Source organism: Campylobacter concisus (assembly GCF_902460665.1).
Classification (GTDB): domain Bacteria; phylum Campylobacterota; class Campylobacteria; order Campylobacterales; family Campylobacteraceae; genus Campylobacter_A; species Campylobacter_A concisus_AL.
The window spans coordinates 91,529-114,417 of record NZ_CABPUR010000002.1; the positions used below are offsets into that span (position 1 = coordinate 91,529).

The window sequence follows — 22,889 nt, forward strand, 5'->3', positions numbered from 1 at the left end:
ATGAAGTATGATAAAAGTGCCTACAAGTATATATTTAAATACCTTAGATGGTAAGGAATTTGATTTTTCCGCCTTTGCAAGAACGCATGACTGCGTCATTTTTATCTATCCAAAGATAGGCGAGGACTTTGGTCTTTTAAGCGAGCAATTGCAAAATACTGCAGGCATGAAGGGCTGCACCAAACAAGCTATAAACTACAAGAAATTTTTAAAAGATTTTAACTATCTTGGTTTCATGGTAGTGGCCATTAGCTCACAAGATATCGCAGCTCAAAAGAAATTTCAAGAAGAGACTTCAACTGGAGTCATGTTTTTAAATGATAGTGAGTTTATGCTTGAGAGGGCGCTTGAGCTTCCAGTTTTTTCTGCATCAAATGGACATAAATTTTACTTTAGGCAAACGCTCATCATAAAAGATGGCAAGATAAGGCGTGCATATATAGTGGATGATCCTGAGAATGATGCTAAAAATATGCTAGAAAAAATCAAAGAAAAAGACTATTAGGAGCTAAAATGAGCCAAAATAGCAAAATCGAAAAGTCTTATGATGAGCTAACTTATAAATCAATAGCTTTTGCCCAATCATCACCTTACAGGCTTGAAGCTTGTGCTACACTTCTTGGCATAACTCCACCGCCATGCGAAAATGCAAGAGTTTTAGAGATAGGATGTAGCTTTGGCGGAAATTTGATCCCATTTGCAGTAAATAACAAAAATGCAAAAGTAGTTGGCATAGATCTTAGCGGCGAGCAGATAAGGCGCGGACAAGAGATCGTTAAAAAGATGGGGCTTACAAATTTAGAGCTTATACACGGCGATATTTGCGAATTTAAAAGTGATGAGAAATTTGACTATATCATCGCTCATGGCGTTTTTAGCTGGGTGCCTGACTTTGTAAAAGAAGCTATATTAAAAGTCGTAAGAGAGAATTTAAGTGCAAATGGTGTGGCGTTTATCTCTTATAATGTTTATCCTGGCTGGAAAGTAAAAGATATCGTAAGGGATATAATGCTACTCGCCGCAAAAGATAAAGAGAGCATGCAAGAGAGGCTAAAAGCAGCCAAAGAAGCACTTTTAGTCTATAAAGAATATTTGCTTAGTAAAGATAATATAACTTATGAAAATAAAATGCCTACAAGAATGCTGTTGTTTTGGATAGGTGAGATACTTGCAAAAGATGACTTTTACATAGCTCATGAGTTTTTAGAAGATATAAATGATCCATTTTATTTCAAAGATTTTAACGCCATGCTCGCTAAAAATGAGCTTACTTATCTTTGTGAATATACGCTTGATGATATTTTTACCCCAGATGTTGGCACAGCCATAGTAGATGAATACAAAAACAATAAATTTAAAGACAGGATCGATCTAGAGCAATTCATGGATATGATTAGCAACAAAGTATTTAGACAAAGCCTAATAGTCCATAGCAAAACTTATGAGAGCATAGCTAATAAACAAATAGGTCCAAGCGATATTAATAAAATTCACGTTGTGGCAGATTTTATAAAGAAAGATAACCAGTGGCAAGATAGTTATGGCGCTATGCCACAAGATATATCATGGCTTTGCGAGGTCTTTTATAAGATGTATCCAGCTAGCATAAACCTTTCTCAGATTTTAGAAATTTTGCCAGAAGATAAGCTCATGGTTTATAGCGCCTTTGTAAGAATTTTAACAAACTCGTCTGATGCAATGATCTTAAAAGATGAGCAAAAAAATATTGAGTATAAGCCCGGCTACTCAAGGCTTAGTCAAAATTTAATAAATTATGTAAGATATTTCTTAAATCATAAAAATAATGCCGATGTTGTTTTTGCTAATAAATTTAGCATCTCAAGGAAGCTTAATAATATCGATTATTACATACTTTTATTGCTTGATGGTAAAAATAGCTTAGAAGATGTCGCAGCAAAAACCTTAAAATTTATCAAAGAGAACAACGAAGATATATTTGATATAAATGGCAAAGTGCTTAAAAAAGACAAGGTCGCAGCAAATATAATGAACTACGTTATAGGCACAGCAAAAATAGCTAGTATGCTTTATCTACTAGAAGAAATTTAAGGTTTAAGTTTTACTTTGTTTATATAGTTGTGTGATTTTATCTTTTAGATCTAGCGTATTTTTTGAGAGAGCTATGAAAAATGGGCTTTTTAAATCAGCAAGCTCGTAGCTCATCTCTTTGCTGCTATTAGCGTCAAATACTTTTCCGCCACAAAAATTTACGAGCGCTTCTCCTGCTGCATTGTCCCAAAGGTAGCTTGGCGCAAATCTAAAATAAGCTCCGCCAAATTCAACCAAACGGCAAAATTTTATGGCAGATCCGATGCATCTTTGCTCAAAATTTAAGCTCTGTCCTATAAATTCTATCTCTTTGGCATCACCTCTTCTACTTGAAAGGATTAGATTGTCTAAATTTTTATCTTTTTTGTTTAGATCAACTCTCTTTATGATTTCATCATTGTTATCTAAAATTTCTTTAAAAGCGCCATTTTCATCAGCATAAAAAAGCTCTTTGCTAACTGGGATAAAAATGACGCCAAGCACTGGTCTAGCTTTTTTTATAAGCGCTATACAAACGCAAAATTCGCCATTTCTAGCTAGAAATTCTTTAGTGCCATCAAGAGGATCTACGAGCCAAAACTCGTCTTTAACGCTTTCTTGCAAGATACTCTCTTCAGAGCAAATTTTTATCCCGCTTTCACTTAGAACTTTTAGTATTGTTTCATTTGCGGCTAGATCAGCGCTAGTTAGTGGTGAGCTGTCATCTTTTAGGCAGACTTTAAGAGCCGTATTATCTGCGGAGTAAAATTTCATTATCTGCGCTCCAGCATTAACGGCTGCTTTTTTAGCTAAATTTAGAAGCTCGCTCATTTTGGTGTTCTGTTTGTCTCTCCGACGTAGAGCTGTCTTGGGCGGACGATCTTTATTGTATCTTGCTCTTTTAGCTCGATCCACTGGCTGATCCAGCCTGGAGTCCTGCCGATGACAAAGATTACGGCAAACATATTATTTGGTATGCCAAGCGCCTTTAGGATAAGCCCTGAGTGAAAATCAACGTTTGGATATAAATTTCTACTCACAAAATAGTCATCATTTAGCGCGATCTCTTCAATGCGATTTGCGATCTTGATAAGCTCTGAGTTAATGCCTATCTCATCCATAAGCTGATCTCTCATTTTTTTGAGCACTTTTGCGCGAGGGTCAAAATTTTTATAGACCCTGTGACCAAAGCCCATTAGCCTAAATGGATCGTTTTTATCCTTTGCTCTAGCGATGTATCTATCGACATTTGCTACAGAGCCTATCTCTTCAAGCTGGCGGATAACGCCCTCGTTTGCGCCGCCATGAGCCCAGCCCCAAAGTGCGCCGATGCCTGCGCTTATACATGCGTATGGGTGTGCGTGCGTTGAGCCAACGGTTCTAACAGTCGTTGTTGAAGCGTTTTGCTCGTGATCTGCGTGCAGCATAAAGACCGTATCAAGTGCTTTTATCTCGATTGGCTTAAGATCGACGTGCTCGTACGGATAGCCTCTCATCATGTAGAGGAAATTTTCAGTAAAGCCACGATCTAAATTTGGATATATGATAGGAAGACCGCGTGAGTAGCGGTAGCTAAATGCCGCAATCGTTGGAATTTTAGCGATTATACGCATAGCCATCTCGTGATACTCTTCAGGTTTATCCATATTTAGGTGATCTGAGTAAAAGGCACTTAGCGCTGAGACCGCTGCTTGCAAGATCGCCATAGGGTGCGCTTTATCTGGAAATGCGTCAAATAGCTTCATCATGCCTTCATGTATAAAGCTTCTTTTTTTAAGCTCGGTTTTAAAATTTATATACTGATCATTTGTTGGAAGCTCTTTGTTTAAGAGTAAATATGCCACGTCTAAAAATGTCTTATTTTCAGCCAGATAGGCGATGTCGTAGCCCCTATACATGAGCTCGCCTTTTAAGCCGTCTATATAAGTTATCGCTGAGCGACACATCGCAGTTGAAGTATAGCCTCTATCAAAAGTAAACATTCCAGTATCACTAAAAAATGTCGAGATGTCTATCACATCAGGCCCCATAGTGCCTTTTAGTATAGGAAACTCGTAACTCTTGCCGGTTCTGTTATCAGTTAGCGTAGCTGTATTTGATGACATTTTTACTCCTTACTTCTTGATTGCATTAGAAATTTTATAATTATTGTCCCTATTATAGCTTGAGCTAGGCTTGCTAGGATAAAAGATGAGTAAGAATAATCACTTATCTCACCTGATCTGTGTGCGATAGTAGCAACTGCTACTAGAAGTGTTAGCGGCATGGATTGTGAGAGAGAAAACAAAAATATCCCCTTAAATCCTAATTTTCCTACAAATAACACACTTGAGAAAAGCCTTGTGGCAAGCATCGCACAAAATATAAAAATAGCATCTTTTATCACTTCATTTGAGCTTAAGCTTGAGAGTTTAAAGGTTGAGCCTATGTGTATAAAAAATATCGGTACCAAAAAACCAAATCCAAAGCTTGAAAGCTTGTGTGGTAAGTCCTTTTTATGATCAAAAAATGTAGCTATAAACATACCTGCGATAAACGCGCCAAAGGCAACTTCTAAATTTAAATAAAGCATAAGTGCAATCATCGAAAAAAACACCGCAATGCTTAGCCTAATATCTTTTTCGTCCTTATCGTAGTGTGGCATAAGGATCACTTTAAGCCCAGGATACCACCAAAAAAGCACATCTAAAATTTTAAAGCTAAGTACGCTGACGGCCAAAAATAAGATCAAATAGCCAATCGTTAGCCATAAATTTATACTAGCTCCAAACTGCAAATAGGCTGCTATAAATGTCAAAAGCGTAATGCTTATAAGCTCACCAATAGTTGCAATAAGCATGCTTAAATTTAGCCATTTCACATCTCTGCCATACTCTTTAAATAGCGTAAATATCATACCAACGGCCATTATCGGGATAATGATAATATAAAGCAAACTAAGATTAAAACTAAACGTAAGTGCAGTTGCTAGCGAGTAGATGAGGGCAAGATAGATAAGCCCTAGGCGCAAAATTTTGCGGTCAATGTTTATAAGCATTCTAAGATCAATCTCCATGCCAGCTAGAAACATCAAAAAGAAAAAGCCAACTTCGCTAATTAGCTTAAACATCTCATTTTCGCCGACAAGTCCGATGTAGCTAGCCAGTGCTCCAAGTATTATCTCAGCAGGAGCGACAGGAATGCGTAAAATTTTAGAAATATAAGGCGAAGCAAAGACGATAAATGCCAAAACGACAAGAATACTAAGCTCGCTAGCTTGATGTAACTGCAAAAAGATCCTTAAAATAAAAATATTTGATTGTATAAAAAGCTTTGTTATTTTTTGATTAAGCTAAGCGATCTTTGGGCAAAATGGCGACAAATTTTTAAAAATTTGGAGTGCAAATTTATGCGTAAATTTCTATTTTTTGCCTTGATGCTTTTTGGAATTTTTAGCTTTGCAGATGAGCTAAATTTAGTTCAAAGTTTTAAATTTGATGGAAGCATTTTTTATAAGAAAAATACAGCCAAAGATGAGAGCTTTTACTTTTTAAAAAATGAAAATTTTGATGAGCATTTTGTAGGCTTTAGAGTGAAATTTGACAAAAATATTAAAAATGAAAGTATACTTGCTGAGCTAAAAAGAAAGATAAAAGAGGCTAAAGAAGTGCTTTATAGTGAAGAGAATGATCAAATTTTAGCTCTCATAAAAGATGAAACTAGCAGTAAAAATATAGAAATAATCCACTTTTTACTTAGAAATGATGGAGTCTTAATGCTTTCATATGAGAGAATTTATGATCCAAAAACTCTGGTAGATGGGCTTAAGCCTGTACTTTTAAGTGAAGCTAGAAATTTTATGCTTCAGATGCCAAAGGTAGAAGCTAGGTAGAAAGGTGGATGTGGCGGTATTTTGCGCTACATGCGATTAAAAACTACAACAAATTTTTATTTATCAAGTCAGATAAGCGTCAAGTAAATTTTAAAATTTCATGAACGAGTAATTTCGGCTCTGATTTTAGTGGCAAGCTTTGCGAGACCTAAAATCAGTAGTCAATTCTTACGAGTGAATAGAATTTTAAAATTTTCGCGATAGTAAAATTCTATTTTTAAAAATACAGACTTTTTTATTTTTAGGTTCTTTTATTCAAAAGGGAGACAAGGGGACTCGAGTTACGAAGCCGTCCCCTTATCCCCCTTTTTAAATCCCCCAATCCCCTCGCACGTTCAAAGTGCATGCAATGGTGCTAAAGCACTGCATGCGATTAAGAAAATCTAGCAAAATTTAAACTCTATTAAATTTGCAAACTCTCATAAACTCTTGCCAAGCAAAATACCAAGATAGCTTGCAAGTAGGCAAAGGACAAGGTTTAAAAAGATATTTAAAAAGCCTTTTACCAGTTCGCCTTCTATTAAAAATTTCACACTATCAAGGCTAAAGCTTGAAAATGTTGTAAAGCCACCAAGTACACCAACGACCAAAAATACTCTTGCGCTTTGGCTTAAATTTAGACAAAACAAAACGCCGATAATGAAACTACCAAGCGTATTTACGCCAAGTGTGGTTAGCGGAAAGTGGCTAAATTTTAGCAGCTCGCCAGCTAAAAACCGGCACCCAGCTCCGATAAAGCCTCCAAGCCCTGCAAAAAGTAAATTTGCAAGCATTAGTGGCAGATACTTGCGAAGCTAAAACCGCGCTTTGTAAGCTCCTCGATATCCTTGCTAGCTTTCTCTCCTTTTGCGGTGAGATAGTCGCCTATCACGATTGCATCGGCACCATTTTCAAAGATCTCGTACTGTTTATCGCCTAAAATTTTCTCTCTGCCACCAGCTATCATGACTCTAGTTTCTGGTAGATCTCTTTTTGTCTCACGCACTATTTTTAGGGCTTCATCCGCACTAAGAGGGGGTAGATCTAGACTTAGAGATTCGTTTTTGATGAAAAAATTTATTGGTGATGAAAATGGCTCAAGCTCTTTTAGACTAGCTCTAAAGCTCACCCTGTCAGCCTCACTCTCGCCAACGCCGTAAATACCACCAGTACAAAGCATAAGACCTGCTCTTTTTGCATCTAAATTTGTCTGATATCTCTCGGCCCAAGTGTGTGTTTTACAAATTTTTGGGAAAAATTCTCGGCTTGTTTCAAGGTTGTGGTTGTAGCTAAAAACGCCAGCCTTTTTAAGCTCACTAAGCTGCTCGTAAGTAGCCATGCCGTTACATGCAATGAGCATCAAATTTGGCACTTCTTTGCTCACGGCTCTTGCTAAAGATGCGATATAGTCGGTCTTTTTGTCATTTAGTCTAGCACCGCTTGTAACTAAACAAAAGCCAAGAGCGTGGTTTTTATAAGCCATTTTGGCTTCGTCCACCACCTGTTGCACGCTTTTTTCTTTAAATTTTGAGATATCGGCACCAGCTTTGGCACTTTGCGTGCAATAAGCGCAGTCCTCGGCGCAGTTTCCTTGAGTGACTGAGCATATCGCACAGAGCATAATTGTTTTCATTTTTCATCCTTTTTTGGGGCGTATTATAGCTTTGATAGGTTTAAAATTTAAGTAGGGTGATTTATGAATTTGCAAAAATAGTTTGATGAAATGTATAAATTTATTTTTATACAAGGGGGGGGCAAGGGGGCTTGAGTTACGGTTTGCTTGTAGCTGTGAGCTAACGAAGCAAAGCCGTCCCCTTATCCCCCTTTAAATCATCTAAGCCCTTCGCACGTTAGAAGTGCATGTGATAGCGATTTTGCACTGCATGCGTTCGTATATCTGGTAAGTGTCAGATAAATTTTAAAATTTTATGAACGAGTAATTTCGGCTCTAAAATTTGAGCCAAGTCATAAGCGAAGCTAAATTTTAGTAATCAATTCTTGCGAGTGAATGGAATTTAAAATTTGCTCTAAGATATAAATTTATTAAAAACTATGCGAAAAGCTTAAATTTTATGACATTACTTTTTCTTATAAAAAGGTAGTTTTTAAAATTAGTAGGGTCTGAGCTTGCCAAAAAGCCCAAAAAGTGAGTGCTACGATGTGAAGCTGCCCTCTAACTGAGTGTAGTTGGTGACGAGGTTTTTGCCCTTTATGCTGGCTAAGCTTAGCGGTGGTGTCAGGCATTTAAATTCCAAATTTATAAAAGCCAAATTTAGGCTCAAGGACTCAAATTTGGCTAGAATTTTTTAGTTTTCAGAGATAAGCGTCTTTTTTTTGCATTTTGTGCACTCTATAAATGTACCTTTTTTAAGCTCTTTTTTGATCATATCGCCGCCGCACTCATCGCATTTTTGCGCGACTGGCTCGTAGTTTGAGATGAAGTCGCATTTTGGATAGTTGGCACATCCATAAAATTTACCGCGCCTGCTAAATCTCTCGACGATCTCGCCGCCGCATTTTGGACATGGCACATCAAGCTTTTTAAGCTCACGTTTTGGTTTAGCTGCCGCAGTAGTGCTGGCCTCTGTGCTCTTTTCATTATCTTTTGCGATGTTTCTTGAGTATTTGCATTTTGGGAAATTTGAGCAAGCGATAAACTCGCCGTATCTGCCCTTTCTAAGCACTAGCTCGCTTCCGCACTCTGGGCACTTCTCGCCGATTGGAGTAGCTGTTTTTAGGCTTTTTATTCCAGTTTTGCCAGCGCTAATTTTTTCCATAAATGGATAGTAAAAGTCGCTTAGCACCTTTTGCCAGTCAGCCTTGTCAAGCGCGATCTCATCGAGCTTTTCTTCAAGATGTGAGGTAAATTCACTATCGACAATGTTGCTAAAGTGCTCCTCCAAAACGCCTATCATGCTAAATGCGATCTCGTTTGGTATGAGCTGCTTTTTCTCGACTCTCACGTAGTCTCTTGAGGTTAGCAGTGTGATAGTCGGTGCGTAGGTACTTGGACGGCCAATGCCAAGGCTTTCAAGCTTTTTAACAAGGCCAGCTTCTGAGTACCTAGCTGGTGGCTCGGTGAAATTTTGCGTGCTTTTTATGCTTTGCAAGCTCATCTTATCGCCCTTTTTTAAATTTGGCAAAATTTTATCCTTATCAAGCTCGCCATAAACCTTGTAAAAGCCGTCAAATAGCACCTTTCTGCCGCTTATCTTAAACTCGCCTTTTTCGCTTGCGACATAGACATTTTGCGTTTGGCTCACACATGCGCTCATTTGGCAGGCTAAAAATCTATTGTAGATGAGCGTGTAGAGTTTGAGTGCGTCTTTTTCTAAAAATTTAGCCGCTATTTGTGGCGTGAAGTTTAAATTTGTAGGGCGGATCGCTTCGTGGGCTTCTTGCGCGCCTTTTGAGCTTGTAGTGTAGCTTATCGCTTTGGCTGGCAGATACTCTTTGCCGTAGTTTTGCAATATATGCTCTCTAGCGGCTGCAACGGCCTCTTTGGCTAAATTTAAGCTGTCCGTTCTCATGTAAGTGATCGCACCCATGAAACCCTCGTTTGTTTGTACACCCTCATAGAGGCTTTGCGCGATCATCATGGTCTTTTTAGGGCTAAAGCCAAGGCGGTTGCTCGCACTTTGCTGAAGTGTTGATGTCATAAATGGCGGACTTGGCTGGATCTTTCTATCCTTGCTCTCGATCTCACGGACGCTAAATTTCTCATTTTGTAAATTTTCGATGATGTATTTTGCGCGGTCTGGATTTTGGATAGTGAGCTTTTCGATCTTTTGGTTTTCAAATTTAACCAGCTCAGCGTCTAAATCTTTTTTGAAAATGGTGTCAATAGTGTAGTATTCAACTGGTTTAAACGCCTGGATTTCACGCTCGCGGTCAACTATTATCTTTAGTGCTGCACTTTGCACACGTCCAGCGCTTAAGCCTTTTTGTATCTTTAAATTTAAAAGCGGGCTTAGCTTGTAGCCAACGATGCGGTCTAGCAAGCGCCTTGTTTGCTGGGCATTGACGCTGTTCATATCGACGTGTCTTGGGCTTTTTAGAGCGTTTTGTATGGCGCTTTTGGTGATCTCGTGAAAGACGATGCGAGGCAGGCTTGTTGGCTCTTTGCCGATAGCATTTGCGATGTGAAATGCGATCGCCTCACCTTCTCTATCCTCATCGGTCGCGAGGTAAATTTCATCAGCACCCTTGGCAAGCTCTTTTATCTCTTTTACGATGGCGGAGTGATCGCTACTGATGCGATACTCTGGGGTAAATTTATCATCCTCTATCTTGATGCCAAAGCTTGTTTTTAGCAGGTCTCTGATGTGGCCTTTTGAGGCGATGACGTTGTAGCTTTTGTCTAAGAAATTTTTGATAGTTTTTGCTTTTGCGGGAGATTCCACGATAATTAAGCTTTTCATTATATATAGCCTTTAATTTTTTTGGCGTAATTGTAGCAAAAATAATTTTTAAAGTATCAAGGCATAAAAAATCAAATCCATCTTCATTCTTTTAAAATTTTTTTATTCATGCCTATAAAGTTTTTAAAAAATTTCACGATATAGTTTTTGTGCGACAAGAAGTCGTAACTAAAAAATTAAAAGGATTTACAATGAGTTTTCGTATTAACACAAACGTAAACGCACTTAACACACATGCTAACGCAGTTAGCAACAACACTGACCTATCTAAGTCACTTAACAAACTTAGCTCAGGTCTTAGGATTCAAACAGCTGCAGACGATGCTTCAGGTCTATCTATTGCAGATAGCTTAAGAAGTCAAGCTTCAGCTTTAGGTCAAGCTATTGCAAACGGTAATGATGCTATTGGTATCATTCAAGTTGCCGATAAAGCTATGGACGAGCAGCTAAAAATTCTTGATACTATCAAGACAAAAGCTACTCAATCAGCTCAAGACGGCCAAACAACTCAATCACGCCAAGCATTGCAAGCTGATATCGTTCGTCTAATGGAAGAGCTTGACAATATCGGTAACACTACTTCATTTAACGGTCAGCAATTACTAAACGGAACATTCTCTAATAAAGAATTCCAAATAGGTGCTTACTCAAACCAAACTGTTAAAGCAAGTATTGGTGCGACTACGTCTGATAAGATCGGTCTTACACGTTTCGAGAGTTCAAAACTTCTTACAGGTATGGGCGCAGTAAATCTTAAATTCTTAAACGTTGATGGTGTAAATGATGTTGGCGTTACAGGTGCTACTATTGGAACAGGTATTGGACAAGGTCTTGGTGCTTTAGCTGAGAATATCAACAAAGTTGCTGATAAAACCGGCGTTAGAGCTACAGCCGATGTTACTTGGAAAGCAAGTGCTGCTATCGCTGGCGGTTTAATTCAGTCTTTAACAATCAATGGCGTTAAAATCGGCGACTTAGATGTTAAAGCAAATGACTCAAACGGCGCACTTGTAAATGCTATCAACTCTGTAAAAGATCAAACCGGTGTTGAAGCTTCTGTTGATGCTGAAACAGGTAAAATGGTACTAACAAGCCGTGATGGTCGTGCTATAATCGCAAGTGGCAAAGATATCTCAAAAGGTCTTGGTGGTAAAGGTGCAGCTGCCAAAGGTACATCTTTAACCGGCTTTGTAGGTAGACTAAATCTAGTTCGTCTTGATGGTAGAGATATCAAACTAGTAGGTGGTGGTAATACTAAGCTATCAATAGCATTCTCTGCTAATGGTGGTGCTCAACAATCAGTATCCCTAAGAGATGTAAGAGGTCAAATAGATAAAAACCTAGCAACTGCTATGGGCTTCCAAAGAATGAGTGGAGCTTTATCAGTAGCTCAATCTGCTGGTGTTATGACACTTCGTGGCGCAATGGCTGTTATGAGTATTGCTGAGTCTGCTCAAAAAACACTTGATCAAATTCGTTCAGACCTTGGTTCAGTTCAAAACCAACTTCAAGCTACAGTTAATAACATCACTGTAACTCAAGTTAACGTAAAATCAGCAGAATCTCAAATTAGAGATGTTGATTTTGCTAGCGAGTCTGCTAACTTCTCAAAACATAACATCCTAGCTCAATCAGGTGCTTATGCTATGAGTCAAGCAAATAGCGTACAACAAAACGTAATGAAGCTACTACAATAGTAGGAGCTGAGTGAAGTTTCCTTGAAAACGTAATGAAGCTACTACAGTAGTTAATTAAGGTTTTAAATAGAGGCTTTGTTGCAGTACAAAGCCTTAAGAGTGTTAATGCTTTTACAATACGCAAACCCACGCCCCAAAGCTTAGCTTTGGGGTTTCATACTTTTGCAATCAATAAAATATCTTAAACTTTGTATATGAGATTTTAAAACACTCATATTAAATTTGATGCTTAAAGTCTTAGTAATAAACTAAGGCTTTAAATTATAAGCTGAATCCATCATCAACTACTATATTTTGTCCATTTACATATTTTGATACATCGCTTAGTAAATAAATCAAAGCACCGCAAATATCATTTGCATCAAGCATTCCCTTCATGCCACATCTTTTTTTATATTGGCTTAAAAATGGCTCAGGCTGCCCATCTAAAATTCCTCCAGGACTTATAGCGTTTACTCGAATATTGTCTTTTTTAAACATCTTTGCCATGTATTTTGTCATGCCAAGAAGGCCATGTTTTACTACTGTATATTCGACAGGAGAGTGCATATTTGTTCCCTCGTAGGTCTCAAAAGCAGGAGCTCCGATACCTTGTATGGATGAGATATTTATGATATTACCGTGACCTTGCTCTAAAAAGTATTTTATAAAATTTTGCGAGATATTAAAGTATCCGCCAAGGTGTAAATTTAAGAAGGCATTGAAATCATTCATATCTATCTCAAAAAATTTCTTACCGTAATTTTTATTTTTTGGATAGGCGTTATTTACCAGTGCATCTATGTGGCCATATTTTGAGTGTAAGAAATTTATGGCTTCATTAACAGAATTTACGTCACTGATGTCAATTTGTAAAACTTCGATTTTCGCATCTTTGTTTGAGGTTTTTATCTCATCTTTTAGTAAAATTGCTCTTTTTGTGTCGACTTCTGCTATTACTCCAACTCCGTTTTGACTAGCGATGGCTCTTATGAAAGCACTTCCTATCCTACCAGCTCCTCCTGTTACTACTATGACTTTATCTGTTAGCATTTTTTTCCTTCATTAAAAACTCTACAAATTTAAAATCCAGTTCACAATCTATATCGATTGATCTATTCTCACTCATCACATAAAGCCCAGTTTTTGGCAAAAACAATGTATCGTTATTTAGCAAGGCTTCACGTTTCCAGATATAGATAGAAGCGTTCATATCATAAGTCTTTGGTGCATCTTGTCGTCTTACAATGGCTTTTGCTAAAGTTTTTGCAAGCCCCACATGTCCGTCAGGATAAATTTCAACCAAGTTAAAGTATGGGCTTCTTCTGCTTGGCATTGCGGTTATTAGATTGTCATTTTCATCGCTTAAAAACTGCTTGTAAGCGTTTATGATATCACTTACATCACGAAGTGGAGCTGTTGCATCAAGATCAATCTCATAATCAAATTTTTGTGCGTAATGTTGTTCGCTTTTTAAAAAAGCATCTTTTATCACATCAAGCTTTCCAGCTGTATCGCTGGCCATAGCAGCATCTCTTTTAAAAAAGACTTCTGCACCGTATTTTACTGCCGTTTCTGCGATCAAATCGCTATCAGTACTAATTACTATATGTTCAAATAAATTTGACTCTTTGGCTTGCTCTATGGTGTAAGCGATAAGTGGTTTTCCACAAAGCTCACGTACATTTTTCCCCTTTACGCCCTTACTACCGCCTCTCGCACATATCGTACATAAAACATTACTCATTATTTTGCCTTTGAATTTGATCTATTACGCCCATAGTATCTTGTCCTTCGTTAAAGCCACAAACGTATCTTTGCTCATCCAAGACATCTTTATGCATAGCTAAAAACATCTCATTTCTTGCCAAATTTGGCATGTTAAAAATTTGCCTATTGATATCTTGTTTTATGAGAGTACCTTTTATGAAATCAAGCTCATAAGTTGAGCCTTCGCACTCCACTCGCACGTTTCTATGCGTAATGTGGCTCAGATAGTCAATGCTTATATTGGCTACTACATTATTATCTGTTTTACCAAAGATTAAACATAAATCATCGCTTGTTATCTGCAAATTTGAGATTTTATCTTGAAAGCTTATTATGCTCTTAAATTTGCCACACAGCCACATGGTATAGTCTAACTCATGGCTAAGATCTAGCAAAACTCCACCGCCTTTTTCTTTACTAGCACTATAACATTTTGTATAGTCTCCATTTCTCCAGCTTGGTAGATACTGTCCACAACTAGCGTTTATGTACAAAATTTTTTCACTCTCCAAAAACTCTTTTAGTTTTTGTAAAAGCGGATGAAATCTAAGTACGTAGCCTACAAAAATTTTGTTGTTTTTTGGTGTAAAATCGTAAAATTTCTCAAACAAAGGCTTTTCACAAAGTATTGTTTTATCTTTTACTTTCTCGTCTAGAAATTTTAAATTTTGCAGATGTAAAAATGTAGGAGTTGCTATGACAAAGTAGTCAAACTTATCTAAATTTGAGACTTCTTCTAAACTTTTGTAACAAATTTTCCCAACTACATCTTGGCTAGTAACGAGGCAGATCTCATCTATCTGCGGTAAAGCTTCTAGTACTTCGCAATGCCTTTTACCAATCGAACCATAGCCTAAGATAAGAGCTTTCATTTAAAATATCCAATCAAAATATTTTTGCATATTCTTCATTTGCTTTTTGATACTCTTCTAAGCGGCCTATATCGATCCAGTACTCATGTATAGGAAACGAGATGACGTTTTTTTCTTTGCTTATTGCTTTCTCAAAAAGAGTTGGCATATCGTAAAACTCATTTTTTGGTATTAGATCTAAAATTTCCGGCGAGAGCATATATATCCCAGCACTTACAAAAAATTTCTGCACCGGTTTTTCTGAGATCTCTACTATCTTGTTGTCATTCATTTTTACAACGCCATAAGGCACTTCGTAGTCATACTCTCTTACACACATTGTAGCCGTCGCTTTATTTAGTGTATGGTAGTTAAAAATATGCTCGAAATTTACATTTGTAAGAAGATCGCCATTCATTACAAAAAATGGTTCGTTTGGTCGCTCTTTAAGTAGGCTTAATGCACCTGCTGTACCCATTCTTTTTTGCTCTAAAATGTAGTCAATGTTTACTCCAAATTCTTTGCCGTCACCAAAATAGTCCTTGATGATGTCTGCATTAAAATTTACACACATCGTGATGTTTACAAAGCCATACTCTGCAAATTTCTCAACTATCGTTTGAAGTATCGGCTTATTTCCGACCTTTAGCATCGGCTTTGGAGTATCTTTTGTAAGTGGTCTAAGCCTAGTACCAAGGCCTCCTACCATTAAAATAACTTTGTTTGTTTTGCTGACCGGTTTTATAATGTCTTCGATATCTTCTATGCCAACTAGCTTTCCAAGCTCATCTATTAGTGGGATTTTATGAAGCTTTTTAGCAAGGGCTATTTTTAGTATTGACTCTTTTGTGTCGCCAACATTTGCAGTACTTGGACTCTTGTGTACTATGAGATTTATGTTGCTATTTAGATCAAGACCATTTAATAGTCCGCGCCTGATATCACCATCTGTTACTGTACCTACAAGGCTATCGTTTTCATCCACGACAATAGCTATTTGGAGTCCGCCATTATTGATTGTTTGCAGGGCATCTTTTATGGTTGAATTTATGCTTAGCTTTATATCGTTTACTATTCTCATTTTAAACCTATATCATAAAATTTCTTTTTCAAAATACTATCTAGCTCGATCTCTTTTAAAATTTTAACCATTTTTTTGCTTGAATTACCACCATCATATGGATTGGTAGTATCTTTTAAAATTTGCTCAAATTCTTTTGAATATACCCTTTTGATAGCGGCTAAAATTTCTTCTTTAACGGGCCTAACGTCTATCACACTGCTAGCTTTTGCACGTCCTTTTTGGCGGTCGCCTATATTTATGGTGGCCTTTTTAAAGCTTGGGACTTCTGAAAGGCCACTTGAGCTATTCCCTAGGACTATATCAACAAATTTTATCGCACTTAGATATCTCAGCTGCCCAAGTGAAGCAAATGCCACAGCTTTTTGTGAATTTTTACTCACATACTCGTCTATCATGTTATTTATCACATCACTATCTGTATCGCTATTTGCCTTCGTAAAGATAAAATTTGTATCTTTTAACTCATCTATTGCTTTTAAAAGCTCGCTAAATTGCTCTTTTGCACTACTATTTTCAAGTGTTACCGGATGAAATGTGATTAGTATATTTTTTTTAGTGAGCTTAAAATTTATAGACTTTTCAAACTCATCTTTATTTAGTAAATTTAGCTTTTTTATATTTTCAATGCCAGGACCGCCGACATTAAAGACTCTGCTAGGTTCTTCTCCTAGCTGGATTATACGATTTGCATACTCTCTTGTAGCTGCAAAATGTATATGGCTCATCTTTGTTATGCTGTGTCTAAAAGCTTCGTCAAATGCTCCCTGTGTGGTCTCACCGCCATGGATATGCGCTATTGGTATCTGCATGATACTAGCGACACCTGCTACACCAAATATCTCATATCTATCGCCAAGAAGCACTAATATATCAGGCTTAAGCTCAGCTAATGCTGAAGCAAATTTTTCATAAACTATTGCCATCTCAGCGCAAATATCAAGACTTGTATGCGAGCTACTTAAAATTTCTATCTTTTTATCTATCTTAAATTCTTTTTCTATCTCTTTATATGTGAGCCCAAATTCAGGACTTAAGTGCATGCCAGTAACAATAAGCTGAAGCTTAAGCTCGCTATCTGCCTCGATCTCTTTTAAGAGCCAGTAAAGCAGGCCATATTCAGCTCTGGTGCTTGTAACGACACAAATTTTTCTCATATCAGTTCATCTTGTTTATAGTCTTTTTGTGAAATTTGCCCGATTACCTCATCCCACCTCATAGGATTTATGCCGTCTCCTGGACGTTTTACACAGATGTTTTGCTCGCTAAAAATTTCACCCTTTTTTATATCTCGTTTTGCCACGATAGACTTTCTAGCTATTTTGATATTTTCGCTCTCGCTTTTGCTAAAGTGCTTTAGTCCGTCTCCAAGCGCTAGCTCGATATTTCTAATGCCCCTAACCATAGCCGTTAGCTCGTCTGGCTCAAGGCTAGCCTTATGATCAGGTCCGGGCAAGCTCTTATCAAGCGTAAAGTGCTTTTCTATGATCTTTGCGCCCATGGCAACCGCTGCGATATCGACCTCGATGCCAAGCGTATGATCGCTATATCCGACCTCAAGACCAAAGGCATTTTTAAGAGTTATCATCGCCTTTAAATTTACATCTTCCATTGGCGTTGGATACTGCGTATTTGCATGAAGAAGGCTTATGTTTTCACGTTTCGTACCACTTTTTACAAGTGTTTCTATCGCGGCTTCCACCTCACCTAAATTTGCCATGCCAGTTGAGAGAATGATCTTTTTATTAAGCCCACCTATCTGCCTAAGATAAGGTAAATTTGTTATCTCGCCACTTGGGATCTTAAATGTGCTAAGCCCCAACTCATCAAGGAGCTTTATACTGTCGCTATCAAAAGGAGTTGAGAGAAAAGTGATATTTTTTTGCTTACAGTAGGCTATGAGCTCTTTATGCGTGTTCTCATCTAGTTCAAGCTTTTTTATCATCTCAAACTGGCTTTCATTTTTATCGGTAGTTTCTTTTTGATAGCTAGCCTTTTGTGCGTTTTTTGAAACAAGATTTTGAGCTTTAAAGGTCTGAAATTTCACCGCATCAGCGCTAGCTTTGGCTGCTACATCGATCAATTTTTTGGCTAAATTTATATCACCATTGTGATTTACTCCAGCCTCAGCTATGATAAAAACCCTATTTGACATCAAAATTCCTTTAAAATTCTAGTTTTATACCTTTATAAAAGCGTTTTGCTCCAAGCTTCTCATCACGCTAGTTCCGCCACCTATGATAGAATTTTTACCTATCACTATATACTCTTTGCTAGTTGCATTGCTACCAAAGAATGTCCCATCCTGCACGACAACGCCGCCATTTACCACACTTGCTGTTGAGATATGGCAGTGATCGCCGATAGTTGCGTCATGCTCAACAAGTGCTTTTGTGTTTATGATGCAGTTTTTGCCGACACTTGCACCAGCGTTGATCAAGGCATGATGCATCACAACCGTTCCCTCACCTACACTTGCGTGCTTTGAGATATACGCAAGTGGCGAGACTATGGTTGGAAGTATAAAACCTATCTCTTTTAGTAGCGCAAACAGCCTTTTTCTAGGCTCGCTACTTTTTATCTGCCCAACCGTCACCACAGCATTTTTGCATGATTTAAAAACCTTAACCAGATCATCATCGCTACCGATGATCTCATAGCCAAGCACCTTTTTGCCAATATTTTCTGCTGTATCTATGATGCCAATTATATTAAATTTAGCTTCGCTCTCGATGACATCTATCACACTTTTACAGTGCCCACCGCCACCTACTAAAACTATATCTTGCACGACTAAACTCTTGCGCTGCTTGGGATATTTACTATCCTATCGCTTAAAAATTTAGCATTTTTTAGCTCGTCTCTTTGGCAGTCCTTAAACATATCAAGCTCATTCATGAGCTGCCAGATAGGACGCGTAAAAACGCCATTTTCATTACTAAATTTCAAAAACTCATCTCGTTTTTCATGGCTTTCAAACAGCACCGCATTTAGCCAAAAATTTGACCTAGCGTTCGCTGGCTCATCTATAAATTTCACATCATCAAATTTAGAAAAATACTCTTTATAGATCATCGCTAGCTCGCGTTTACTCTCTAAAAATAGCTCTAAATTTTCTAGCTGCGCCACAAGCAGAGCTGCATTTAAATTTGGCAAGCGGTAGTTGTAGCCGATCTCGCTGTGGCGGTATTCAAAAGGATGTGGCACCTTGGCCGTTGTGGTGATAAATTTAGCGTGCTTTGCTATCTCCTCATCGTTTGTGACGATAGCTCCGCCACCTCCGCTTGTGACGATCTTATTGCCATTAAAGCTCATGGCCGCAAGCTTGCCAAAATTTCCCGTATGAGTGCCTTTATAGTAGCTACCAAGGCTCTCGGCGCAGTCTTCTACCAAAGAGATATTCCAACGCTTGCAAATTTCAGCTATCTTATCTATCTTGCAAGGCAGCCCAAAAGTATGCATAGGCACGCAAGCACGCACTATCCTGCCGCTAGTTTTATTTACGCAGTTGCCACCCTTTAGCTCGCAGTTTCTCTCTAAAAACTCACTAAGCGCCGCTGGCGACATACCAAGCGTATCAAGGTCAACATCCACAAAAACTGGCTTTGCAAAAAGGTAGCTAATGGCATTGCAAGTGGCTATAAAGGTAACTGGTTGCGTAATCACTTCATCATTTTGCCCAACACCGGCTAGCTTTAGACAGATATGAAGCGCAGAGGTGCCATTTGTCGTAGCGACTGCAAATTTAGTACCTACCATTTGAGCTAGCTTGCTCTCAAACTCATCTACAAATTTACCGACGCTTGAGACAAAGCTAGAGTCGATGCACTCTAGCAGATATTTTTTCTCATTGCCTATAAATTTAGGTTCGTGAAGTGGGACTTTGTCCTTACCAAAGGTGCTTTTTATAAATTTCAAAACCTCGTCAAAATCACATTTTCTCATCGAGATATTTTCCTGTTTCTTTATGCATAAAATTTGGTATGAGCTCGAAAACTTCGCGTAAAACGTCCTCTTTGCTCCATGTCAAGCTTGATTTTAAATTTAAAATATTGTTTTTAAAAATTTCTAGCTTTTTGCTGTCAAAATTTGCGTCATTTTTTACTATGCCGATATTTTGAAGCCTTTGCATGTCAAGCCTTTCACCGTCAACAAAAAACTCCTCATAGTCCTTCTCTCCAGTCGTGTCGCTAGGCGTAAAAAGGCAAGGGTAACAGCCATCTTTTGGAAGCTCTTTTGCAAGCTTTCTAGCCTCCTCCTCATTTTCACATAAAAATGGCTCGTATCCTAAATTAGCCAAGTAGCGCTTGGCTATCTCGCTAAATGTTATAAGGTCTAAATTTTTATCTAGTTTTGGGAAAAATATATCTCTATTTTCACCAAAAATGGTACTTAAAAGACAAAGCTCGCCGCTCTCTTTTGGCGTTAGGAAGTAGCGCCTGACGTCGTTTGGGGCGACTATAGGCTGAGACTTTTCTATACGCTTTTGAAAGCCAAAAAGAAGTGAGCCATCACTAAATGCCACGTTTGCAAATCTAGCCATTGAGACGTCGATATTTAAAGAGTGCCTAAACGCAAACATCTCCATGATGCGCTTGCTAGCTCCCATTAAATTTACAGGATTTGCGGCCTTATCGGTGCTAACGCAAAAGTATTTTTTTGACTTCATACTAAAGGCTTGAGCCAGCGTTTTGTCAGTGTTAAGGATATTTGTTTCAAGCATCCTCATGAGTGTAAATGGATCTTTTTCACTTCTAACATGCTTTAGCGCTGATAAATTTAACACGTAGTCAAATCCACCACTTTGTGCCAAAAGTGCGTCAAACTCGGCACTTGCGACATCTATGGCAAAAGTTTTAAAGTCACCATTTATATATCCAAACTCACTTCTTATGTCACGCACTAGCTCAACAAGGTTGTTTTCAGAGATATCAACGACGTAGAGTTTTTCGGGGTCTCTTATAAAGATCTCTTTTGTCACGGCAGAGCCTATAGATCCTGCCCCACCGATAACTAGAAAGCTTGAGCTTGAAACTATCTCTTTTAGGTCTTTATCAAGTGCATTTATGTCATCTTCAAAGAGATTTTTCGTGCGTCCTATTAGGTTTAATATATCCATACTTTAGTCTTTTTTTGGAAAGATGCCACGTTTTTTAAGCTCTTTTATAAGAGGTTTTGAGGCTTCTTTTGTTGTTTCTATATCCGCATTTATACCGCCAGCTGCTGAAAATAGCCAGTATTTATGAAATTCTATCCACTCAACTAATTTATTAGTTTTTTCTTCGTCTGTATCACTTGGTGCTACTGATACTTTAGCAAGCTCTAGTTCTTGATAATAAGTCGAGATAGCAAAAATATTTTCTATATATCTCATATACTTTTTATGAGATATACAATTTTTAAGCTTATCTATCTTGTTTGATATCCCTACAAGCTGTTTAAAATGCTTTGTATTTATTTCATTCTTATCTCTTAAAAGCATAAAATTATCAATTTTTGGAGTTAATTCTAAAAATACTTTTTCTATTTTTTCTTTAGCTTGTGTTTGAACTCTTATTTTGTTTTGTATTACTTCATAGGCTTTTAACAAATTTTTGTTAGCTACTTTATCGCTATCTTTTTTGATATTTGGTAAATTTTTAACTTTTTTACCTTTGCAAAGCTCATTCATAACTTCTAAAAAAGGTTTCTCTATGGCACCATTTATTCTAGCTCCACCTTCAGTGCAGTTATATGATTTTATATCTTCTAATTTAGCTTGCTCGATATCATTTTCAAATTGATTTTTAAATAGCATCCATACATAAGTTGTTCTTACTTCTCCTTCACCACCATATGCAGTGGTGTATAAGTTTTCGTCCGGCTGAGCGATAGTGTGACCTTTGGCATGACTTGCACCATCTTTACCAAAAGCAAGATCTTGACCTATAAAAATAATATTTTTATGCCCTAAGACATACGCTAGCTGGTAAGCCATATTTGCACAACTATGTCCGACGCCAAGATATCCATATTTGTTGAGTCTAAACATTTTTTCTTCTTGTTGAGGCCTCATCGTAAGCACTAAACGTCTAGGTAATATATTTTTTACAGTTTGGCTGTGTGTCACTGAAGCTACAATAAAATTTATATCATCATCAAATCCAGGGTGCTTTTTTTCAAAAAATGTAGAAGTAGGTATCATTCGTTCAATTGATGTTACATAATCTGGCTTTATGTCATTTCTTGCGAGTATTGGATAAGATGCATCGACACTTATAATGCTTACATAAGGTGCAAATTTTTTAAGTGTTTCTAACTGTTTATCTAGGCTTGGACCTGTTGAAACAATGATTGCTGTATCCATAAGACCATGTCTTTTTTTAACTAAATTTGTATAGCAGTAATTAGTAAGCATATGAGGTAGATTCTCGATATGCTGTTTTGTGCCTATTAGAAGATCATCTATGCTATTTCCATGGGAAACTACATTTTGAGAAAAAGCTCTTGTTATATCTTTATTTATTTTGATATAGTCATCTGCAAAATTATCATAATAGTTAGAGTGGATTATTAAGCTATAAGTTTTAGCATATATATCTAAATCACTATGCGATACGAGATAGTAAAACTGCACATATGTAGCAAATTCGGAATAAAAAAGAACAATTTGTTCATCTTTAAGCTCATCTGATATATCAATAATATTTAAAACAAGATGCATGATCTCAAGTTCTGGTTCTATGATAACAATTTTTTTATGAGTCTTATTTTTTGCCAAAGCTTTATAAAATATACCAGTTCCTAAGCCATAAAAGAAAAGTCCTGGATATCTTTTGTATTTTTTTTCTATATCATCAAGCATTTTACTAATTTCTTCAACCGGATCTTTATATATTGTTTCATTAGATTCTTTATTGATGATATTTATGTGTATTGGATCACTTTTATCTAGAACGATTTCGTATTTAGTTTGTATATTCATACCAAAAAGTCTAGCTGCCAAGATCTCATCTTGCTGAAATAGTGCTTGAAGATTTTTTTCAAAAATAGGATTTGTTATTCCACTTAAATTTCTTTCTATTGTCTTTTTTTTATCCGACATGAATATCCTTAAAAAATATGCTAAGTATAGTATTAAAACACTGAAAATTTAAGCAAAAGCTATGCCAAAATTTTAAAATTTATTAAAAATTTTTTTATCTTTCTAGA

20 protein-coding genes are annotated in these 22,889 nt (G+C 37.2%); 4 read left to right on the forward strand and 16 right to left on the reverse strand.

The window, feature by feature from the left end; genetic code table 11:
• Positions 1–7: 7 nt before the first annotated feature.
• Complete coding sequence (locus F3G66_RS03835; protein WP_149707205.1) at positions 8–505, forward strand: redoxin family protein; 498 nt, start codon at positions 8–10, stop codon at positions 503–505.
• 8 nt (positions 506–513) lie between these two features.
• Positions 514–2,070 (forward strand): class I SAM-dependent methyltransferase, encoded by a 1,557-nt coding sequence (locus F3G66_RS03840; RefSeq protein ID WP_149707206.1) that lies wholly within the window; start codon positions 514–516, stop codon positions 2,068–2,070.
• 3 nt (positions 2,071–2,073) lie between these two features.
• Here the strand turns inward: F3G66_RS03840 and F3G66_RS03845 are convergent, their stop codons facing one another.
• From F3G66_RS03845 to F3G66_RS03855, 3 genes are read right to left on the reverse strand one after another with little or no spacing between them, the layout of a single operon-like run.
• On the reverse strand, positions 2,074–2,880 hold the full coding sequence (locus tag F3G66_RS03845) for a 3'(2'),5'-bisphosphate nucleotidase CysQ family protein (RefSeq protein WP_149707207.1): 807 nt from the start codon (positions 2,878–2,880) through the stop codon (positions 2,074–2,076).
• Positions 2,877–4,154, reverse strand: a complete 1,278-nt coding sequence (locus F3G66_RS03850; RefSeq protein WP_084109619.1) for a citrate synthase — start codon at positions 4,152–4,154, stop codon at positions 2,877–2,879. Before F3G66_RS03850 ends, F3G66_RS03845 begins: the two co-directional genes overlap by 4 nt.
• A gap of 2 nt (positions 4,155–4,156) precedes the next feature.
• The gene (locus F3G66_RS03855; protein ID WP_149707208.1) at positions 4,157–5,320 is read right to left on the reverse strand and encodes a cation:proton antiporter; all 1,164 of its coding nucleotides are present in this window, start codon (positions 5,318–5,320) and stop codon (positions 4,157–4,159) included.
• A 117-nt stretch (positions 5,321–5,437) separates the two neighbouring features.
• Between F3G66_RS03855 and F3G66_RS03860 the strand changes: the two genes are divergently transcribed.
• Positions 5,438–5,920, forward strand: coding sequence for a hypothetical protein (locus F3G66_RS03860; RefSeq protein ID WP_149707209.1), 483 nt, complete (start codon positions 5,438–5,440; stop codon positions 5,918–5,920).
• Between the two features lie 419 nt (positions 5,921–6,339).
• Here the strand turns inward: F3G66_RS03860 and crcB are convergent, their stop codons facing one another.
• From crcB to topA, 3 genes are all read right to left on the reverse strand, one after another.
• On the reverse strand, positions 6,340–6,693 hold the full coding sequence (gene crcB / locus F3G66_RS03865; RefSeq protein ID WP_149707210.1) for a fluoride efflux transporter CrcB: 354 nt from the start codon (positions 6,691–6,693) through the stop codon (positions 6,340–6,342).
• A complete protein-coding gene (locus F3G66_RS03870) occupies positions 6,693–7,532 on the reverse strand; it encodes a biotin synthase (protein WP_149707211.1) in 840 nt (279 codons plus the stop codon). Before F3G66_RS03870 ends, crcB begins: the two co-directional genes overlap by 1 nt.
• A gap of 673 nt (positions 7,533–8,205) precedes the next feature.
• Positions 8,206–10,323 (reverse strand): type I DNA topoisomerase, encoded by a 2,118-nt coding sequence (gene topA / locus F3G66_RS03875; RefSeq protein ID WP_188115840.1) that lies wholly within the window; start codon positions 10,321–10,323, stop codon positions 8,206–8,208.
• A gap of 188 nt (positions 10,324–10,511) precedes the next feature.
• Between topA and F3G66_RS03880 the strand changes: the two genes are divergently transcribed.
• Entirely contained in the window at positions 10,512–12,017 is a 1,506-nt protein-coding gene (locus F3G66_RS03880) for a flagellin B (RefSeq protein WP_149707213.1), read from the forward strand.
• Between the two features lie 261 nt (positions 12,018–12,278).
• On the opposite strand, the gene F3G66_RS03885 is transcribed toward F3G66_RS03880, so the two are convergent.
• The 10 genes from F3G66_RS03885 to F3G66_RS03930 are packed head-to-tail and all read right to left on the reverse strand — an operon-like array spanning position 12,279 to position 22,782.
• Positions 12,279–13,049 (reverse strand): oxidoreductase, encoded by a 771-nt coding sequence (locus F3G66_RS03885; protein ID WP_149707214.1) that lies wholly within the window; start codon positions 13,047–13,049, stop codon positions 12,279–12,281.
• Positions 13,036–13,743 carry an acylneuraminate cytidylyltransferase family protein gene (locus tag F3G66_RS03890; RefSeq protein WP_149707215.1) on the reverse strand — a complete coding sequence of 236 codons (708 nt, stop codon included), beginning with the start codon at positions 13,741–13,743 and terminating at the stop codon, positions 13,036–13,038. The genes F3G66_RS03885 and F3G66_RS03890 overlap by 14 nt, the downstream gene beginning before the upstream one ends.
• Entirely contained in the window at positions 13,736–14,638 is a 903-nt protein-coding gene (locus tag F3G66_RS03895) for a Gfo/Idh/MocA family protein (protein WP_149707216.1), read from the reverse strand. The genes F3G66_RS03890 and F3G66_RS03895 overlap by 8 nt, the downstream gene beginning before the upstream one ends.
• A gap of 13 nt (positions 14,639–14,651) precedes the next feature.
• Positions 14,652–15,698: a nucleotidyltransferase family protein gene (locus tag F3G66_RS03900; protein ID WP_149707217.1), complete on the reverse strand. Its 1,047-nt coding sequence runs from the start codon at positions 15,696–15,698 to the stop codon at positions 14,652–14,654.
• A complete protein-coding gene (gene neuC, locus F3G66_RS03905) occupies positions 15,695–16,855 on the reverse strand; it encodes a UDP-N-acetylglucosamine 2-epimerase (protein WP_149707218.1) in 1,161 nt (386 codons plus the stop codon). Before neuC ends, F3G66_RS03900 begins: the two co-directional genes overlap by 4 nt.
• Positions 16,852–17,853 (reverse strand): N-acetylneuraminate synthase, encoded by a 1,002-nt coding sequence (neuB, locus tag F3G66_RS03910; protein WP_149707219.1) that lies wholly within the window; start codon positions 17,851–17,853, stop codon positions 16,852–16,854. Before neuB ends, neuC begins: the two co-directional genes overlap by 4 nt.
• Before the next feature lie 24 nt (positions 17,854–17,877).
• Positions 17,878–18,489: an acetyltransferase gene (locus tag F3G66_RS03915; RefSeq protein ID WP_149707220.1), complete on the reverse strand. Its 612-nt coding sequence runs from the start codon at positions 18,487–18,489 to the stop codon at positions 17,878–17,880.
• A 2-nt stretch (positions 18,490–18,491) separates the two neighbouring features.
• On the reverse strand, positions 18,492–19,643 hold the full coding sequence (locus F3G66_RS03920; RefSeq protein WP_149707221.1) for a LegC family aminotransferase: 1,152 nt from the start codon (positions 19,641–19,643) through the stop codon (positions 18,492–18,494).
• Entirely contained in the window at positions 19,630–20,817 is a 1,188-nt protein-coding gene (locus F3G66_RS03925; protein ID WP_149707222.1) for a UDP-N-acetylglucosamine 4,6-dehydratase, read from the reverse strand. The genes F3G66_RS03920 and F3G66_RS03925 overlap by 14 nt, the downstream gene beginning before the upstream one ends.
• Before the next feature lie 3 nt (positions 20,818–20,820).
• Positions 20,821–22,782 carry a motility associated factor glycosyltransferase family protein gene (locus F3G66_RS03930; protein WP_149707223.1) on the reverse strand — a complete coding sequence of 654 codons (1,962 nt, stop codon included), beginning with the start codon at positions 22,780–22,782 and terminating at the stop codon, positions 20,821–20,823.
• Positions 22,783–22,889 lie beyond the last annotated feature (107 nt).

Bases quoted from the DNA above. Each gene is read 5' to 3' on its own strand.
- F3G66_RS03835 (WP_149707205.1), top strand. From the start codon at position 8: ATGATAAAAGTGCCTACAAGTATATATTTAAATACCTTAGATGGTAAG.
- F3G66_RS03840 (WP_149707206.1), top strand. From the start codon at position 514: ATGAGCCAAAATAGCAAAATCGAAAAGTCTTATGATGAGCTAACTTAT.
- F3G66_RS03845 (WP_149707207.1), bottom strand. From the start codon at position 2,880: ATGAGCGAGCTTCTAAATTTAGCTAAAAAAGCAGCCGTTAATGCTGGA.
- F3G66_RS03850 (WP_084109619.1), bottom strand. From the start codon at position 4,154: ATGTCATCAAATACAGCTACGCTAACTGATAACAGAACCGGCAAGAGT.
- F3G66_RS03860 (WP_149707209.1), top strand. From the start codon at position 5,438: ATGCGTAAATTTCTATTTTTTGCCTTGATGCTTTTTGGAATTTTTAGC.
- crcB (WP_149707210.1), bottom strand. From the start codon at position 6,693: ATGCTTGCAAATTTACTTTTTGCAGGGCTTGGAGGCTTTATCGGAGCT.
- F3G66_RS03870 (WP_149707211.1), bottom strand. From the start codon at position 7,532: ATGAAAACAATTATGCTCTGTGCGATATGCTCAGTCACTCAAGGAAAC.
- F3G66_RS03880 (WP_149707213.1), top strand. From the start codon at position 10,512: ATGAGTTTTCGTATTAACACAAACGTAAACGCACTTAACACACATGCT.
- F3G66_RS03885 (WP_149707214.1), bottom strand. From the start codon at position 13,049: ATGCTAACAGATAAAGTCATAGTAGTAACAGGAGGAGCTGGTAGGATA.
- F3G66_RS03890 (WP_149707215.1), bottom strand. From the start codon at position 13,743: ATGAGTAATGTTTTATGTACGATATGTGCGAGAGGCGGTAGTAAGGGC.
- F3G66_RS03895 (WP_149707216.1), bottom strand. From the start codon at position 14,638: ATGAAAGCTCTTATCTTAGGCTATGGTTCGATTGGTAAAAGGCATTGC.
- F3G66_RS03900 (WP_149707217.1), bottom strand. From the start codon at position 15,698: ATGAGAATAGTAAACGATATAAAGCTAAGCATAAATTCAACCATAAAA.
- neuC (WP_149707218.1), bottom strand. From the start codon at position 16,855: ATGAGAAAAATTTGTGTCGTTACAAGCACCAGAGCTGAATATGGCCTG.
- neuB (WP_149707219.1), bottom strand. From the start codon at position 17,853: ATGTCAAATAGGGTTTTTATCATAGCTGAGGCTGGAGTAAATCACAAT.
- F3G66_RS03920 (WP_149707221.1), bottom strand. From the start codon at position 19,643: ATGAGAAAATGTGATTTTGACGAGGTTTTGAAATTTATAAAAAGCACC.
- F3G66_RS03925 (WP_149707222.1), bottom strand. From the start codon at position 20,817: ATGGATATATTAAACCTAATAGGACGCACGAAAAATCTCTTTGAAGAT.
- F3G66_RS03930 (WP_149707223.1), bottom strand. From the start codon at position 22,782: ATGTCGGATAAAAAAAAGACAATAGAAAGAAATTTAAGTGGAATAACA.